Annotated in this window: 13 protein-coding genes and 1 pseudogene; 8 read left to right on the plus strand and 6 right to left on the minus strand. The window is 72.2% G+C overall.

What is annotated here, in order from left to right; genetic code table 11:
* Window positions 1–44: 44 nt before the first annotated feature.
* The 4 genes from IEZ20_RS34300 to IEZ20_RS34315 form a co-directional block, all read right to left on the minus strand.
* Entirely contained in the window at window positions 45–548 is a 504-nt protein-coding gene (locus IEZ20_RS34300; RefSeq protein ID WP_189306010.1) for an ATP-binding protein, read from the minus strand.
* A 299-nt stretch (window positions 549–847) separates the two neighbouring features.
* Window positions 848–1,615, minus strand: coding sequence for an enoyl-CoA hydratase/isomerase family protein (locus IEZ20_RS34305; RefSeq protein WP_189306012.1), 768 nt, complete (start codon window positions 1,613–1,615; stop codon window positions 848–850).
* Window positions 1,616–1,694: 79 nt separating this feature from the next.
* Window positions 1,695–2,921 carry a L,D-transpeptidase gene (locus tag IEZ20_RS34310; RefSeq protein ID WP_189306050.1) on the minus strand — a complete coding sequence of 409 codons (1,227 nt, stop codon included), beginning with the start codon at window positions 2,919–2,921 and terminating at the stop codon, window positions 1,695–1,697.
* 164 nt (window positions 2,922–3,085) lie between these two features.
* Window positions 3,086–4,309, minus strand: coding sequence for a L,D-transpeptidase (locus IEZ20_RS34315; RefSeq protein ID WP_189306014.1), 1,224 nt, complete (start codon window positions 4,307–4,309; stop codon window positions 3,086–3,088).
* Window positions 4,310–4,541: 232 nt separating this feature from the next.
* Between IEZ20_RS34315 and glgX the strand changes: the two genes are divergently transcribed.
* The 8 genes and pseudogenes from glgX (at window position 4,542) to IEZ20_RS34355 (ending at window position 13,163) form a co-directional block, all read left to right on the plus strand.
* Window positions 4,542–6,785, plus strand: a complete 2,244-nt coding sequence (gene glgX, locus IEZ20_RS34320) for a glycogen debranching protein GlgX (protein WP_189306016.1) — start codon at window positions 4,542–4,544, stop codon at window positions 6,783–6,785.
* 112 nt (window positions 6,786–6,897) lie between these two features.
* Entirely contained in the window at window positions 6,898–7,404 is a 507-nt protein-coding gene (locus IEZ20_RS34325; RefSeq protein ID WP_189306018.1) for a SigE family RNA polymerase sigma factor, read from the plus strand.
* A 10-nt stretch (window positions 7,405–7,414) separates the two neighbouring features.
* Window positions 7,415–7,939 (plus strand): hypothetical protein, encoded by a 525-nt coding sequence (locus tag IEZ20_RS34330; RefSeq protein WP_189306019.1) that lies wholly within the window; start codon window positions 7,415–7,417, stop codon window positions 7,937–7,939.
* 148 nt (window positions 7,940–8,087) lie between these two features.
* Window positions 8,088–8,819 (plus strand): annotated as a pseudogene (locus tag IEZ20_RS34335) (dolichyl-phosphate beta-glucosyltransferase); the annotation flags it as partial.
* Window positions 8,820–8,842: 23 nt separating this feature from the next.
* Window positions 8,843–10,081: a putative hexosyltransferase gene (locus tag IEZ20_RS34340; RefSeq protein WP_189306021.1), complete on the plus strand. Its 1,239-nt coding sequence runs from the start codon at window positions 8,843–8,845 to the stop codon at window positions 10,079–10,081.
* Window positions 10,082–10,450: 369 nt separating this feature from the next.
* Window positions 10,451–10,900, plus strand: a complete 450-nt coding sequence (locus tag IEZ20_RS34345) for a hypothetical protein (protein ID WP_189306023.1) — start codon at window positions 10,451–10,453, stop codon at window positions 10,898–10,900.
* An 8-nt stretch (window positions 10,901–10,908) separates the two neighbouring features.
* Window positions 10,909–12,687: an alpha/beta hydrolase gene (locus IEZ20_RS34350; protein WP_189306054.1), complete on the plus strand. Its 1,779-nt coding sequence runs from the start codon at window positions 10,909–10,911 to the stop codon at window positions 12,685–12,687.
* Window positions 12,688–12,704: 17 nt separating this feature from the next.
* On the plus strand, window positions 12,705–13,163 hold the full coding sequence (locus tag IEZ20_RS34355; protein WP_189306024.1) for a hypothetical protein: 459 nt from the start codon (window positions 12,705–12,707) through the stop codon (window positions 13,161–13,163).
* A 33-nt stretch (window positions 13,164–13,196) separates the two neighbouring features.
* Here the strand turns inward: IEZ20_RS34355 and IEZ20_RS34360 are convergent, their stop codons facing one another.
* Both IEZ20_RS34360 and IEZ20_RS34365 read right to left on the minus strand, forming a co-directional pair.
* On the minus strand, window positions 13,197–15,059 hold the full coding sequence (locus IEZ20_RS34360) for an ABC transporter ATP-binding protein (protein WP_189306026.1): 1,863 nt from the start codon (window positions 15,057–15,059) through the stop codon (window positions 13,197–13,199).
* A complete protein-coding gene (locus IEZ20_RS34365) occupies window positions 15,056–16,834 on the minus strand; it encodes an ABC transporter ATP-binding protein (protein WP_189306028.1) in 1,779 nt (592 codons plus the stop codon). Before IEZ20_RS34365 ends, IEZ20_RS34360 begins: the two co-directional genes overlap by 4 nt.
* Window positions 16,835–16,946: the final 112 nt, after the last annotated feature.

Here is a 16,946-nt window from a genome sequence, read left to right on the forward strand (position 1 = left end):
GGTTCGCCATGGCGTCGGGTCGTGCGGCGGCACCCCGGGCAGGGCTACCGGTCGGCGACCCTCATCTCGAACCACGTCGTCTTGCCCCGCGGCAGCAGGTCGACGCCCCAGCGGTCGGAGAGCTTGTCCACCAGGAACAGTCCGCGTCCGCTGACGTCGAGTTCCTGGACCGGCATCAGACAGGGCAGCCCGCGCGAGGGGTCGCGGACCTCCACCCGGATCCAGCCGGGGCGCCGGCGCATCCGCAGGCCGAAGACCCGGGCGCCGGTGTGCCGTACGGCGTTGCCGACGAGCTCGGAGACGAGTAAGACGGCGTCCTCGGCCAGCTTGGGGGTGAGCCGCCAGGTGCGCAGGACGACCACCTGGGCGAGCCGGCGGGCGGTGGCGGCGGACTCGGGGCGGGACGGCAGCGGCACCTCCGCCTCCGTCGGGTTACCGAACAGTTCGAGCGCCTTGAGCGCCTGCTCGTCCTCGACCGCGGGCGACCAGCGTGCCGCGGCTGCACGGCTGTGTCCCCGCGGCTGTTCGATGCCCTCCAGCCCCGCCATGCCCCCATGATGGCCGTCCGGAGCGGGCTTGGGGGCCGTTCCGGAGGAATACGCCCCCCGCACGCCCCGGTTCCGCACCTGCTCATCGGCATATGCCGTCGACATGTCGATGTCCGGTACGACCCTGCTGACCTGCGGCGACGACTCGCTTCCCGGCAATCGACGGACTCCCTCGACACAGCAGGCTTAAGGCTGCCTTAAGGCTCCCATAAACCGCCCCATCGAGGGACCCGAATGAGACGACGCGTCAACTGCAAGGCGACCCACCGCGGTCGGCGGAGCGTTCACGCGGTCGGCCGTCAGACGAACTTGGCCTTGCCCGGCCCCTCCTCCACGAAGCTGCGCATGCCCCGCTCGCGGTCCTCGGTGGCGAACAGGCCCGCGAACCAGTTCCGTTCGACGGCGAGCCCGGTGTCGATGTCGGCCTCCAGGCCGGTGTCGACGGACTCCTTCGCCGCGCGCAGCGCGATCGCCGGCCCCTGGGCGAGCTTCGCGGCCCAGGCGTGCGCCTGCTCGTACACCTCGGCGGCCGGGACGACCCGGTCCACCAGGCCGATGGCGAGGGCCTCGTCGGCCCTGACCTGACGGCCCGTGAAGATGAGGTCCTTGGCCTTGGAGGGGCCGATCAGCCGGGGCAGCCGCTGGGTGCCGCCGGCGCCCGGGATCAGGCCGAGCAGGATCTCGGGCTGGCCGAGCTTGGCGTTGTCGGCGGCGATGCGGTAGTCGGCGCACAGGGCCAGCTCGCAGCCGCCGCCGAGCGCGTAGCCGGTGATGGCGGCGACGACGGGCTTGGGGATGCGGGCCACGGCGGTGAAGGAGTCCTGCAGGGCGCGGGAGCGACGGACCATCGCGGCGTGGTCCATGTTCTGCATCTCCTTGATGTCCGCGCCCGCCGCGAACACCCGCTCACCACCGTAGATCACCACGGCGCGCACGTCGTCGCGGTCCGTGGCCTCCTCGGCCAGCTCTTTCAGCCGGTCCTGGGTGGCGATGTCCAGGGCGTTCATCGGCGGCCGGTCCAGCCGCAGGGTGCCGACGCCTTCGGCGACTTCGAGAGTGACGGTCATGGAGGCAGGTTAACGGGCACTAACGGCACGGGGCCCGGTGCCGTAGGTCACAGCACCGGGCCCTCGGGTCGGACCGGGCTCACTTCTTCCAGTCCGCCCACGCCATGTTCCAGCCGTTGAGGCCGTTGTCCGGGGCCACCGTGGCGTCGTGGGAGTTCTTGACCACCACCACGTCACCGACCATCGAGTGGTTGAAGAACCAGGCGGCCGGGACGGAGCCGTCGTAACCGCCGCGCACGTCGCGCAGGCCGACGCAGCCGTGGCTGGCGTTGTAGTTGCCGAAGGCGCCGCCGCCCCAGTAGTTGCCGTGGATGAAGGTGCCGGAGGTGGTGAGGCGGATGGCGTGCGGGACGTCCTTGATGTCGTACTCGCCGCCGTAGCCGACGGTCTCGCCGTTCATCCGGGTGACGGCGAGCTTCTCGCTCATGACCATCTGGCCGTTCCAGGTCTCGTAGCCGGGCTTGCCGGTGGTGACCGGGAGCGTCTTGACGACCTTGCCGTCCCGGGTGACCTTCATCGTGTGCTTCTTGGCGTCCACGACGGAGACCTGGTTGCGGCCGATGGTGAACTTCACGGTCTTGCGCTGCTTGCCGTAGACGCCGTCGCGGCCCTCGACGCCGTCCAGGTCGAGGTCGACGGTGACCTTGGTGCCGGCCTTCCAGTACTTCTCGGGACGGAAGTCCAGGCGGTCGTTGCCGAACCAGTGACCCTCGACGTCGACGGCCGGCTCGGTCTTGACGCGGACGGCCTTCTCGACCGCCTCCGGGCTGGTGATGCCCCGGGTGAAGCGTATGGAGAACGGCATGCCGACGCCGACGGTGGAGCCGTCCTCGGGCGTGAAGTAGCCGACGAAGGTGTTCTTCGGCGTCAGCGTGGTGAAGGTGGCGTCCTCGGCGGCCTCGCGGCCCTCGGAGTCCTTGGCGACCGCGTGCACCGTGTACTTGGTGGCCGCGGCCAGATGGGTCGACGGCGTCCAGGAGGAGCCGCCGCCGGTGAGGGCGCCGTCGACCTTCGCGCCCTTGGTGTCCTTGACGGTGACCTCGGTCAGCCTGCCCCGGGCCACGCTCACCTTGAGCGCGCCGCTGGTGTCGACGCCGGTCGCCCCGGACCGGGGCGCGATGCTGACGGCGGCCGTGGACTGCCCGCCCTTCCTGCCGTCGTCCTTGCCCTTGCCGTCCCCGGAACCGGACCCCGAGTCGTCGCCCCCGCCGCACGCGGTGAGCGCCAGCACCAGGGCGCCGGCTATGACTGCCAGTCCCCTACGGCCTCGCCGTCCCCGAGCCGACGCCCCCGCCACAGGCCGCATGTTCAAGTTGTTCTCCCCTCGCCGGGCCTGTGCTCAGGCCCGCTCCCCACCACTTCGGTGCGCGCATATTAACTGCCAGGTTTTGAGCGAGGTGTCAGGCATAGGTCACCGTTCCGTCGCGACTTCCGCCCGACACCCGCGTCCCGCCCCCGCCCCTCACCTGGTTACTTCACCGCGCTGCCCGCTTTCCACTCCTTCCAGCCCATGTTCCACCCGCCGAGGCCGTTGTCGGGGGCGACCGTCTTGTCCTTGCTGTTCACCACTTCGACGACGTCCCCGACGAGGCTGCGGTCGAAGAACCAGCCGGCCGGGGTGTCCGAGCCGCCGCCCTTGACGTCCCTCAGACCCACGCAGCCGTGGCTGACGTTGACCTGGCCGGGGGCGTCCGGCGCCCAGTAGTTGCCGTGCAGGAAGGTCCCGGAGTCGGTGAGCTTCATGGCGTGCGGGACGTCGGGGATGTCGTACTCGGCGCCGAGGCCGACCGTCTGGCTGTTCATGCGGGTGACCTCCAGCATGTCCATCACCACCATCTTCCCGTTGTACGTCGGGTGCTTGGGGGCGCCCGCGGTGATGGGGACGGTGGCCAGGAGCTGTCCGTCGCGCCGCACCTCCATGGTGTGCTCGGCCGCGTCGACCAGGGAGACCTGGCTGCGGCCGACGGTGAAGGAGATCGTCTTGTCCTGCAGGCCGTAGACGCCGCGGGCGCCCTCGACGTCCCGCAGGTCCAGGTCGACGGTGACCTCGGTGCCGGGCTTCCAGTAGCGCTCGGGGCGGAAGTCCAGGCGGCCCTTGCCGAACCAGTGCGGGCGGATCTCCACCGGAGGCCGGGCGCTGACGCGGACGGCGCGTTCGACGGCGGCGCGGTCGGTGATCTCCTGGCTGAAGGAGAGCGAAACGATCATGCCGGTGCCGACGGTGGCCCGGTTCTCCGGGCTGACGTAGGCGATGAACCGCCGGTCGGGGACGTAGGTGGTGAAGGTGGTGTGCCGGGCCGTGCGGCGGCCGTGGGAGTCCAGGGCGACCACGTCGACGGTGTACTTCGCGGCCAGCGCCAGCCGGTCCTCGTCCGGCCGCCAGGTCAGCCCGTCCTCGCCGATCCGCCCCGGGACCGGGGAGTCCTGGGCGTCCTGCGACTTCACCACGGTGACCTTCTCCAGCCGCCCGCCGGGCACCCGGACCAGCAGCCGGTCGCCGGGGCGTACGGCCTTGCTGCCGTCGTCGGGGGTCACCCGGATGACGTCCTCGGGGGGCGGGGGCTCGCCCAGTGCCCCGCCCATGCCCAGCGGGCCCGGGCCGTCCACGGAGCAGCCCGCGAGCAGCCCCGCCCATGTCAGTACGGCGGCCAGCGCGGCCCCCGCGCGCCGTGCGCGTCCAGTTGCGTGCCTCACGCGAGACTCAACGACGGCGCCCGCTCCGGGGAAACGTGAGTGCGAGCCACGCGGTGGGCAGAACAGAGGGAAGGACGACAGGCCGGGGAGCCTCCGCCAGTGCGGACGGCGCCCCGGCCCGACACGAGCCGTCGGGGCGCAGCCGTACCGGCGGCCGGGGCGCCGCGCGGGTGCGCTCCCGGCTTCCCGGTGGGGCCGACCGCTGGCGCGCCACTGAGAAGAGGGGCCGACAGTGACGAGCGCAGCCGAGCAGCGGGCGCCGGCCGGGGAGCCGGCCGCCGGGAGCGGGCAACCGGCGGCGGCGAACGGCACCCGGCGGGCCGTACCCCCCGTCCCGGCCGTGTGGCCGGGCGCGCCGACCCCGCTGGGGGCCCGGTTCCGGGCCGGCCCGGACGGGGTCGCGGGCACCAACTTCGCGCTGTGGGCGGCCGGTGCGGAGGCGGTCCGGGTGTGTCTCTTCGACGAGCACGGCCGGGAGACGCGGATCCCGCTGACCGAACTGACGCACGAGATCTGGCACGGGTTCGTGCCGGGTGTGATGCCCGGGCAGCGGTACGGCTACCGGGTGGACGGCCGCTGGGACCCGTGGACCGGCGCCCGCTGGAACCCGGCGAAGCTGCTGCTGGACCCGTACGCGCGCGCCGTGGACGGGGAGTTCCGGCTTCCGCCGGAGGTGTACGGGCACGTGCGGGACTGGCCGGACCAGTCGGTCGCCGACACCGTGCGCGACGAGCGGGACTCGGCGCCGTACGTCCCGAAGGGCGTCGTCGTCCACGACGACGACGACTGGTCCGACGACCGCCGGCCCAAGACGCCCTGGGCCGACTCGGTCATCTACGAGCTGCACGTGCGGGGCTTCACCCAGCTGCACCCCGGCGTCCCCGAGGAGCTGCGCGGCACCTACGCGGGGCTCGCGCACCCGGCCGCGATCGAGCACCTGGTGAAACTGGGCGTCACGGCCGTCGAACTGCTGCCCGTGCACCAGTTCGCGCACGAGGACCACCTGCTACGCCGGGGCCTCGTGAACTACTGGGGCTACAACTCCATCGGCTACTTCGCCCCGCACGCGGCCTACGCGGCCTCCGGTACGACCGGGGGGCAGGTCGGCGAGTTCAAGCGGATGGTGCGCGCGCTGCACGCGGCCGGCATCGAGGTGATCCTCGACGTGGTCTACAACCACACGGCGGAGGCGGGCGAGCTGGGGCCGACGCTGTCCCTGAAGGGCATCGACAACCGCGGCTACTACCGGCTCCAGGGCGACGCCCGGCGGTACGCCGACTACACCGGCTGCGGCAACACCCTGCACGTCGTCCAGCCCCAGGTGCTGCGCCTGATCACCGACTCGCTGCGCTACTGGGTGACCGAGATGGGCGTGGACGGGTTCCGCTTCGACCTCGCGGCGGCGCTGGCCCGCTCGATGCACGACGTCGACATGCTCTCCCCGTTCCTGGCGGTCATCGCCCAGGACCCGGTGCTGCGCCGGGTGAAGCTGATCGCCGAGCCGTGGGACATCGGCTCCGGCGGCTACCAGGTGGGCGCCTTCCCGCCGCTGTGGACCGAGTGGAACGACCGCTACCGCAACGCGGTCCGGGACTTCTGGCGGCACGCCCTGCCCGACGTGCGCGAGATGGGCTACCGCCTGTCCGGCTCCAGCGACCTGTACGCCTGGGGCGGCCGGCGCCCGTACGCCTCCGTCAACTTCGTCACCGCGCACGACGGCTTCACCCTGCGCGACCTGGTGTCGTACGAGACCAAGCACAACGAGGCCAACGGCGAGAACAACCGGGACGGCACCGACGACAACCGCTCCTGGAACTGCGGCGCCGAGGGGGAGACCGACGACGAGGACGTGCGGGCCCTGCGCCGCAGGCAGCTGCGGAACCTGCTGACCACCCTGCTGCTGTCGACCGGTGTGCCCATGCTGGTCGCGGGCGACGAGCTGGGCCGCACCCAGCGCGGCAACAACAACGCCTACTGCCAGGACAACGAGATCAGCTGGGTGGACTGGTCGCTGCTGGAGGAGCCCGGCTGGCGGGCGCTGTGCGAGCTGACCTCGCGTCTGATCGCGCTGCGCCACCGGCACCCGGTGCTGCGCCGGCGGGCCTTCTTCTCCGGGCGCGCGCAGACCGCGGACGGGCTGCGGGACCTGGCCTGGTTCACCGCGCGGGGCGCGGAGATGACCGAGGCCGACTGGTACGCGCCCGCCGCCACGCTCGGCATGTACCTGTCCGGGCGGGACATCCCCGGCCGCGACGAGCGGGGCGCGCCGGTGGTGGACGACAGCTTCCTCGCCCTGCTGCACGCGGGCGACGGGCCGACCGGCTTCGTCCTGCCCGGACCGCCCTGGGCGGAGCGGTACGAGGTGGTCGTGGACACCTCGGCGGAGGAGCAGGACGAACCGCCCGGTACGGTCCACCGGGCGGGCGCGGAGATCACGGTTCCGGCGCGGACGGTGCTGCTGTTGCGGGTGGCGTGAGCCTGTGTGACACCTGTGCGTGACGCGGATCACGCCCTCCGAGTGCAGCGCCGACGGGGGTCAAGGGCCTTTCTCCTGGTGAAGACAGCCGGCGAGAACGGGGACCGTGGGGATGGAGCAGACCAGGGCCGGTGAGTACGACGCGTTCGTGGCGGCCCGCTGGTCGGTGTTGTTCCATCTCGCCCGTCTGCTCACCGGAGGGGACCGGCACCGCGCCGAGGACCTGTTGCAGGAGTCCTTGGTCAAGCTGTGGTTCGTCTGGCCGAAGGTCGCCGACGAGGCGCCGGAGGCCTATGTGCGCAAGGTGCTCGCGCGGGCCGCGGCGCGTTCGGCCCGGCGGCGCTGGTGGGGCGAGCGGCCCGTGGAGCAGCTGCCGGAGGTGGCGGCGGCCGGTGACATGTCGGCGACCGTGGCCGAGCGGTCCCGGCTGGAGGCGGCGCTCGCCCAGCTGACACCGCAGCAGCGGGCCGCGGTGGTCCTGCGCTACTACCAGGATCTGCCCGACCGGCAGGTCGCCGAGACCCTGGGCTGCCCGGTGGGCACGGCCCGGTCCCATGCCGCGCGCGGGGTGGCCCGGCTGCGCCGGCTCCTGGCCGACGTCATCGAGCCGGTGGGGTGAGGGAAGAGTCATGGATCACTTCGAGCGGCAGCTGACGCAGCTCATGCACCAGGACCGGCAGCCGGCGTCCTTCGAGGCCCGGCACCGGGAGGCGCTGCGCGCGGGGGTGCGGGCCCGGCGCCGGGTGCGCACCGCGCGCCGGACCGCCGGCTCCGTGCTGGTGGTGGCCGGGCTCGGCCTGGGCCTGTTGCTGTGGCCGCACGGCCACACCGTCGACCGGCCCAGCGCACCCCAGCCCATGAGCAGCCCCGGGCCGACACCGAGCAGTTCGCCGACCGGGTCACCGACCGAGTCGCCGAGCGCGCCGCCGTACACGCCGTCCGGGCCGTCCTCGACGCCGACGGACACCGCGACACCGGACGGGACCTCGGCCACGTCCGTGCCGCCCGCGACCACCGGCGGTCCGGCCACCGCCACGCACGCGCCGCCGCCGGCCACCTCCACCGCGCGCGACGACAGCAGCACCACACCGCCGGCCACCGCCTCGGTGAGCGCGCCCGCCGAACCCTCGTCCGAGGTGAGCGCGGGCGACTAGCCGGCTCCCGCCCCTCCCGCCCGCGCCTGCCCTCGGCACGCCCGACACACCAGAACAAACGGGGACTCACGTGACATACATCCGACCGAGCCGATCGAGCAGGCCGGGCCGGCCGCCGGCCCCGGCGCCGGCGCCTTGGCGCACCCCGCTGCGGGCGCCCGCGACCGCCGACGGGGAGCCCGTCCTGGACGTGGCCGTGCCGGTGTTCAACGAGGAGAAGGACCTGGAGCCCAACGTCCGGCGGCTGCACACGCACCTGCGGGACACCTTCCCCTACCCGTTCCGGATCACCATCGCCGACAACGCGAGCACCGACCGCACCCCGGCCATCGCCGCCCGGCTGGCCGCCGAACTCCCCGAGGTGGCCTCGCTGCGGCTGCCCCAGAAGGGGCGCGGCCGGGCCCTCAGGGCCGCCTGGTCCGGCTCCCGGGCGCCCGTGCTGGCGTACCTCGACGTGGACCTGTCCACCGGACTCGCCGCGCTGCTGCCGCTGGTCGCCCCGCTCATCTCGGGCCACTCCGACCTGGCCATCGGCACCCGGCTGGCGCCCGGCGCGCGGGTGGTGCGCGGGACCAAGCGGGAGGTCATATCCCGCTGTTACAACGTGCTGCTGCGGTGCACGCTCGCCGTCGGGTTCTCCGACGCCCAGTGCGGCTTCAAGGCGGTCAGGCGGGAGACCGCCGAGCGGCTGCTGCCGCTGGTGCGGGACGGGGAGTGGTTCTTCGACACCGAACTGCTGGTCCTCGCCGAGCGGGCGGGCCTGAGGATCCACGAGGTGCCGGTGGACTGGGTCGACGACCCGGACAGCAGCGTCGACATCCTCGCCACCGCGCTGGCGGACCTGCGCGGGATCGCCCGGATGCGGCGCACCCTGGCCCGCCGCCGGCCGAGGCCGGTGGCCCGGTGACCGCCACCCTGCCCGACATACGCCCCGCCGGCCCCGACTCCGCGCCCGGCTCCCGGCTGCGGGCCGCCGCCCGCCGGCACGCACCCGTGCTCGCCATGTTCGGCACGCTGAAGCTGGCCGGTTTCTGCTCCTTCCTGTACCTGCTGTCCTCCGCCGGGGACTACCGCGGCAAGCACCCCCGGTTCGGCGGCGGAGCGCACGCCTGGGACGTGCTGGCCACCTGGGACGGCTGGTGGTACCAGCAGATCGCGCTGCACGGCTACGACCCGAAGCTCGTCCCGGTCCCGGGCGCCACCGGCCTGATCACGCTGGAGGGCAACTCTGCGGCGTTCTTCCCGCTGTACCCGGCCCTGATCCGGCTGACCTCGACGGTCACCGGCCTCGGCTCGTACGGCGCCGGACTGCTGGTCTCGATCCTCGCCTCCTTCGCCGCCGCCCTCGGCGTCTACGCCGTCGCCGAGCGCTTCGGCGGCCGGCGCGCCGGACTCGCGGCGGCCGGGCTCTGGGCGGTGTGGCCGGGCTCCGGCGTGGAGTGGGCGGTCTACTCCGACTCCCTCTACGTGGCCCTGGCCGCCTGGGCCTGCCACGCCGTCCTCACCCGCCGCTGGCTCACCGCCGGGGTACTCACCTTCGCGGCCGGCCTCAACCGGCCCACGGCCGCCGCGCTGATCGCCGCGCTCGGCGTGGCCGCGCTGCTCTCCCTGCGCCGCCGCGAGGACGGCGCGCTGCGCCCGCTGCTCGCCATGGCCCTGGCCCCGCTGGGGCTGCTCGGCTATCTGCTCTGGGTCGGCAACCGCATGGGCCAGCTGAACGGCTACTTCGAGCTCCAGTCGGGCGCCTGGGCCCACCAGTTCGACTACGGCAAGCAGACCTGGGACGTGCTGACGTCCGTCCCCGTGGGCAAGTTCGACTACCTCTTCGCGTACCCCTTCGCGGACGTCATCTCCGTCGGCGTCATCCTGCTCGCCTGCGCCCTGCTGCCCCTGCTGCTGCGGCTGCGCCCGCCGGCGGTGCTGGTCCTGTACACCGTCCTCACCCTCGTCCTGGTCCTCGGCAGCCAGCAGATCGTCGCCAACATCTCCCGCTATCTGCTGCCCTGCTTCCCCCTGTTCCTCCCCCTCGCGGTCGCCATGCGCCGCCTGAGCCTGCCCGTCCAGTGCACCCTGCTGGGCATCGCGGCACTGGCCTCCGGCTCGTACGCGGGGTACGCGCTGTTCGAGCTGGGTGTGCCGTAGGCCCGCCGGCGCCACTGCGTGGACGGGCAGCGGCGCGGTACCTGGCAGCCGACCGTCACAGGGCACGCCGGGTGTTCCGGCGGGGCACCGCCACCAAGCGCTGCTCGGTGGCGAGTAGACGCATATCCAACGAACTGTGGACTCGGTGCTAACGACCGCTCGAACAGCCGGCTGCATCATCGCAGTGAACGGTGAGGCGACCGAGCCGTGACGTGCCTCGGCGGACGGGTATGCACCGGCTTTCGCCATCCGTCACGTCGAGGTGGTGATCAACGTACCCCTGGGTGCGGGACACAGGTCATTCACGGCCGGGAGCCTGGCGAGCCGGCGCGTCCTGCCGGCTGCGGGGAATCGGGGAGGGCTGCACGCGTGTCCTGGGACGAGTGGGAGCAGTTGAAGGCGGAGGCCGCGGCACGCGGCGCCACGCCTGTGCGGTTGGACCAGGTGGTGCCGGCCGGGAAGAAAGGCGGCAAGGCCGATGGTCTGCGGTCGGACATGAAGGTCTGGGCGAAGGCCGGCGAGGACACCAGGGGCTTGCAGGACGGCCTCGGCAAGGCGCTCGGGAAGATGGAGGACGGACAGGCGGGCCTGGCGGGCACGACCGGTTGCCTGTCCGCCGCCGCCCAGAAGGAGTTGTACGACTCCTGGAAGGAATACGTCGGCGAGGTGAACGGCCGCTGCGGCGAACTCGGCCGGCTGCTGGAGCGCGCGGGCCGCGATCTGTCGATGACCGACGGCGACGTGAGGGCCGCTCTGGGCAGGATCGGGGCCGAATACCACGACACCGAGGCCGTCGGCGGCCAGGCGAAGGACCGGTGACGGCGGCCGTGGACATGGCGACGTTGAGGGCCCTCAGACCGTCCGAGTTCGAGGAGGCCGCGGACGGCTACCGGGCCATGAGCAGCACGGCGAGCGCGGCCAAGGACACGGTCGAGAACCAGATCCGCGCGGGCATCCGGAACCAGCTCGAAGGCGAGACGGCGGCTGCCGCCATGTGCGAGCTGAGCAAGCTGGGCCAGAACTTCCACTACGCGCAGACCGAGTGCGCGCTGATCAGCACCGCGCTGAACGCCTTCGCCTTCGACATGGCCGCGGCCAAGCGGAAGTTGGAGACCGCTGTGGCTGACGCCGAGGCAGCGGGATGCACGGTGGGCGCGGACGGTTCGGTCACCTACCCGGCGGGCGGCAGGGAGGTCGACGGCAAGGTGCCCGAAGGAGGCACCGTGGCGGTCGGGCTGAGCCCGAAGGACTCGGGGGCGTCGGCACTCGACCGACAGGCCGCGCACCTCCATCCGAATCCGAACTTCGGCAAGGCGGTGGGGTTCGCCGACCGCATCGGCGATGCCCTGAAGGAAGCCGCGGACGCGGATGCCAAGTGGGCCCCGAAGCTGCGCGCGCTGAAGGCGGACGACGATCTGGTGGTGTCCGCACGGGACTGGTCGGACACCAAGTCGGACCAGGACGGAGTGGGTGACGCCGGGAAGAGGTACCTCGACTCCCTTCCGCAGCCGCCCAAGAACGGCGGTCCGAAGGACAACGCGGCCTGGTGGAAGGACCTCACCCCCGAGCAGCGCGCGGCATGGCTGTCCCTCCGCCCCGACAGCGTGGGCAGTCTCGACGGCCTGCCCTCCGCGGTCCGTGACGAGGCCAACCGTGTGGTGCTCGACGAGACCCTGGCCCGCTACCGGCTCGAACTCGCCTCCATTCCGAAACCGCCGTGGAACGACCTCGACGAGTTGAGGGACTGGAACGCGAAGTACGGTGAGCGTCGCCACCACCTGAAGGCGTCCATCAAAGGCATGGAAGCCATTCACAGGCGCTTCGACGCGACGGGTGGTGTAGGAGGGCTCCCCGAAGCCTATCTGCTGGGATTCAGCCCTGCCGACGACGGCCGCGCGATCATCGCCAACGGAAACCCGGACACCGCGGACCACCAGGCCGTCTTCGTACCCGGTACGACTTCGAACCTGAGCGGCATCGGGGGCAACGTCGACCGGATGGTCAATCTTTGGCAGGTGGCCCACTCCAAGTCCGGCGGTCAGTCCGTCTCCACGATCACCTGGCTGGGTTACGACGCGCCCGACGAGGTCGCCAGGGACGCACGGCACGACAGCTACGCATACGACGGTGCACCGGCGTTCAACAGGTTCCTGGACGGCCTGGAGGTGTCCCACTCCGGTGATACGCCACCCCACCGGACCGTGATCGGCCACTCGTACGGATCGACCGTTATCGGTGCCGCAGCCCAGAAGGGGACCCTCAACGCCGACGACGTCGTCTTCGCGGGCAGTCCCGGTGTTCTGGTGTCCGGCGCCGACGAGATGGACGTCCCCGAGGGGCACGTGTGGAACGAAGAAGCCGACAGAGACTGGGTCCCGGAGCTTGGCGGCCCCTTCCTCGGCGGGGATTGGGGCATAACCCCGAGCGCCCACACCTTCGGTGCCCATCAGATGACGACGGACACCTATGGGCACGGCAAGTACTGGGAGCCCTGCTCCGGCAGCCTGTTGAACCAGGCGCTGGTCGTGGTCGGGAAGGGCGACGACGTGGAGCTGAAGCCGTGGCCCGACAAAACCTTCAATCCGCCCGGTTACTGGGTGAAGTAGGAGAGCACCTGACGAGCATGACTGGCAAAGACGACGATGTCCCGTACGCCGGCACCAGCACCTCAAGCGACGCCGCCGACGCGACGGAGAGGATTTCCAGCGGCATCTACGACCTGATCGGCGTCGAGGGGTCGGCGTCGGACAGTCGCGCGACAGTGACGGAGTGTCCGGGCAAGGATCCGGACAGGTACTTCCGGGTCCTCCACCCGTGGAGCTTCACCCCGGCGTCCTCCAGTGACCTTGAGGCAGCCATGCAGCAACTCAGGGAGTCGCTGCCGAGGCACGGCTGGAAGATCGTCGAGTACGGACCGGACACCAGCAAGAACAAGAACCTCCGGCTGACGGCTGACAACGACGCGAAGAAGGCCGGCGTGCACATCGTTCAGATGGCGAAGGACAATCCTCCGATGCTGAGCGTGGATGTCGTCTCCGGCTGCTACCAGGTTCCGGACGGGCAGGAAGTCGAGCACTTCTAGCGCCCTCCCCCGGTGGTCACAGGGACTCGACCGCTAGGCCAGGCTGTCCCGCCACGCCTTGTGCAGGTCCGCGAAGCGGCCCGTGCCCTTGACGAGGTCGGCCGGGGGGCCGTCCTCGACGATGCGGCCGTGTTCCATCACCAGCACGCGGTCCGCGATCTCCACGGTGGACAGCCGGTGGGCGATCACCACGGCGGTACGGCCCCGCAGCACCGTCGCCATGGCCCGCTGCACCGCCCGCTCCCCCGGGACGTCCAGCGAGCTGGTCGCCTCGTCCAGGATCAGCACCGCCGGGTCGGCGAGCAGCGCCCGGGCGAAGGCGACCAGTTGGCGCTGCCCGGCGGAGATGCGGCCGCCGCGCTTGCGGACGTCGGTGTCGTAGCCGTCGGGCAGCGCGCTGATGAACTCGTGCGCGCCGATCGCCTTCGCGGCCTGCTCGATCTCCTCACGGGTGGCGTCGGGCCGGCCGATCGCTATGTTGTCGGCGACCGTGCCGGAGAACAGGAACGCCTCCTGCGTCACCATGACCACCCCGCGCCGCAGTTCGGGGACCGGCAGCTCGCGCAGGTCCACGCCGTCCAGCAGCACCCGCCCGGCCGAGGGGTCGTAGAAGCGGGCCAGCAGCTTCGCCAGGGTCGACTTGCCGGCGCCGGTGGAGCCGACGACGGCGACCGTCTGCCCGGCCGGCAGGGTCAGGTCGAAGCGGGGCAGCACCTCCCCTCCGGTGCGGTAGGCGAAGCGGACGCCGTCGAAGACCACCTCGCGGCCCGGGTAGCCGCCTTGCCGAGGGGGGAGTTCGCGGGGCTGGGACGGTTCCGGGACGGACGGGGTCTGGGCCAGCAGGCCGGCGATCTTCTCCAGGGACGCGGCGGCCGACTGGTAGGAGTTCAGGAACATGCCGAGCCGGTCGATCGGGTCGTACAGCCGGCGCAGGTACAGCACCGACGCCGCCAGCACGCCCAGCTCCAGGGAGCCGGACGCCACCCGGTAGGCGCCCCAGAGCACGATCGCCGCGACCGCCGTGTTGGCCACCAGCCGGGAGCCGACCACATAGCGGGCCATCTCCAGCAGCGCGTTCCCGTTCACGCGCTCGTGCCGGGCGTTCAGCACCGCGAACTCGGCGTCGTTCACGGCCTCCCGGCGGAAGGCGCGCACCGGCCGGATGCCGTTCATCGTCTCCACGAACTTCACGATCACCGCCGCGATCGCCGTGGACCGCGCCCGGTACACCCGCCCCGCGCGCCGCCGGTAGAGCCGGACCAGCAGGTACAGCGGCACGAAGGAGGCCACCGCGACCGCGCCGAGGCCGAGGTCCAGCCAGAGCAGCAGCGCCGAGATGTAGACGAAGGACAGGATGACGGTCACCAGCTCCTGGAGCCCCTCGTCGAGGAGTTCGCGCAGCGACTCCACGTCCGTGGTGGAACGGGAGATCAGCCGGCCGGAGGTGTACCGCTCGTGGAAGTCGATGCTCAGCGCCTGCGCGTGCCGGAAGATCCGGCCCCTGAGGTCCAGCAGCACGTCCTGGCTGACCCGCGCGGAGGTCTCGATGAACGCGAACTGCAGCGCGCCCGAGGCGAGCGCGCACAGCAGATAGCCGGCGGCCACCGCGTACAGCGGGCCGTGCCGGTGGTCCCGGAACGCCGGTACGGCGCGGTCGATGGCGTACGCCACCAGCAGCGGGCCCGCCTGCACCGCCGCCTGCTGAAGCAGCAGCAGGAGCGTGGTCAGCGCGACCCGTGCGCGCAGGGGCGCGAGGAGGGAGCGCAGCAGGGCGGCCGTGGCGCCGGGCGGGCTGGGCAGCACGTCCCGGTCGACGTGGTCGCCCTCGTCGCCGGAGCCGTCCGGTCGGGCCGGTTCGTCGTCGGCGACGGCGGGGGTGGAGGTCGTGCTGGTCAACGGGTGTCCTCCTGTTCCCCGGACATCAGGTGGGCGTACTCGGCGTTGTGGCGCAGCAGTTCCTGGTGGGTGCCGACGGCGGCGATCCGGCCGCCCGAGAGCAGGGCGACCCGGTCGGCGAGCAGCACGGTGGAGGGGCGGTGGGCCACGATGAGCGCGGTGGTGTCGGCGAGGACCCGGCGCAGGGCGGCCTCCACGGCGGCCTCCGTGTGCACGTCCAGGGCGGACAGCGGGTCGTCCAGCACCAGGAACTCCGGTCTGCCGACCACCGCGCGGGCCAGCGCGAGCCGCTGGCGCTGGCCGCCGGAGAGGCTGAGGCCCTGTTCGCCCACCCGGGTGTCGGTGCCCTGCGGGAGCGCGTGCGCGAAGTCGGCCTGCGCGATGGCGAGGGCCCGGTCCAGCTCCGGCTTCCCGGCACCGTCGGGGGCGCCCATGAGCACGTTCTCGCCGACGCTCGCGGAGAAGAGGGTGGGTTCCTCGAAGGCCACGGCGACCTTGGTGCGCAGCTCCTCCCGGGACATGGCCGTGATGTCGACGCCGTCCAGGGTGATCCGGCCGGAGGTGACCTCGTGCAGTCTCGGCACGAGCGCGGTGAGCGTCGTCTTCCCGCTGCCGGTGGCCCCGACCAGGGCCATGGACTCGCCGGGGCGGATGTGCAGGTCGATGTGGGTGAGCAGGGGCGGGGAGCCGGGGGGTGCGTCGGGGTAGCGGAACGAGACGTCCTCGAAGCGGAGTCCGCGTGTCTCCGGCAGGCGCGGCCGAGCGGCCCGGTCTCCTCCCCGGTCCTCCGGCGCCTCGTCCATCACCTCGAAGTACCGCTCGGTCGCGGTCGCCGCCTCCTGGCTCATCGCCAGCAGGAACCCGATGGAGTCGACGGGCCAGCGCAGGGCGAGTGCCGTGCTCAGGAAGGCGACCAGCGTGCCCGCGGACAGGTCCCCGTCGGCCACCCGCACCGCGCCCAGCACCAGCGCGGCGCCGATCGCCACCTCGGGGAGGGTGACGATGACCCCCCAGATGGTGGCCAGCAGCCGCGCCTTGCGCAGTTCCGTGCCCCGCAGCCGGCCGGACAGTTCACGGAACGCGCGGGCCTGGCTGCGGTGGCGGCCGAAGCCCTTGATGACGCGGATGCCGAGCACGCTCTCCTCGACCACCGTGGTCAGGTCGCCGACCTGGTCCTGGGCGCGCCGCGCCACCTGCGCGTACCGCCGTTCGAAGACCACGCAGGTCCACATCACGGGGATGGCGGGCCCCAGGATGACCAGGCCCAGCACCCAGTCCTGGAGCAGCATGACGACCAGGCCGACGAGGATGGTGACCCCGTTGACGAGCAGGAACGTCAGCGGGAAGGCGAGGAACATGCGCAGCAGCATCAGGTCGGTCGTGCCCCGGGAGAGCAGCTGGCCGGACGCCCAGCGGTCGTGGAAGGCGACCGGCAGCCGTTGCAGCCGCCGGTACAGGTCCGCCCGCATCTCCGCCTCGACGTGCGACAGCGGCCGGGCCACCAGCCAGCGCCGTATGCCGAACAGGACGGCCTCGGCGACGCCGAGCAGCAGCAGGCACAGCGCGCCGAGCCACACGCCCGCCGGGTCGCGGTCGGCCACGGGGCCGTCGACCATCCACTTCAGGACCAGCGGGATCACCAGTCCGGTGCAGGAGGCGACGACCGCGACGAAGGCGGCGGTCAACAGCCGCGCCCGTACCGGGCGGACGTACGGCCACAGCCGGAGCAGGGTGCGCACGGCGGATCGGTCGGTGGTTGCACGTGTCGTGGGCATCACTCGCGAGCGTACGGACCGCCACTGACAACGCCCACCGAGTTTTGGCCCAAGGCCCGCGCGGACGGGCTCGTGGAGCGGACCGGGGTGACCTCGCCCGACCCCTCCGCCT

The organism is Streptomyces cinerochromogenes (assembly GCF_014648635.1).
In the GTDB taxonomy this organism is placed as follows: domain Bacteria; phylum Actinomycetota; class Actinomycetes; order Streptomycetales; family Streptomycetaceae; genus Streptomyces; species Streptomyces cinerochromogenes.